The sequence below is a fragment of the Bacillus sp. SIMBA_008 genome, assembly GCF_046535495.1.
In the GTDB taxonomy this organism is placed as follows: Bacteria; Bacillota; Bacilli; order Bacillales; family Bacillaceae; genus Bacillus; species Bacillus subtilis.
Map to the genome: position 1 here is coordinate 1 of NZ_JAWRWL010001383.1, position 231 is coordinate 231.

A 231-nucleotide genomic window follows, 5' to 3' on the forward strand; every position below is an offset into this window, starting at 1 on the left:
TCATGCTGTCCATCATTGGTCCTTTTCCTCCTGAAAGAAAACCTTAATTTCGCTCGCGGCATCCTGCAGGGTCAGCATGGGTTTTTCATACTTAACTCCGAGAGCCTCCTCAAGCCGTCTCTGAAACTTCACCGACTCAGGAAGATCCAGTCCCATTTCGGCCATCTCTTCACCTTTTACAAACAAGTCACGCGGACTCCCCGTCGCTTTAATGGTGCCTTTGTGCATGAC

1 pseudogene is annotated in these 231 nt (G+C 49.8%); it reads right to left on the reverse strand.

Annotated features, from left to right (window positions below):
* Positions 1-12: 12 nt before the first annotated feature.
* Positions 13-231, reverse strand: a pseudogene (locus SB658_RS27990) (energy-coupling factor ABC transporter ATP-binding protein); the annotation flags it as partial.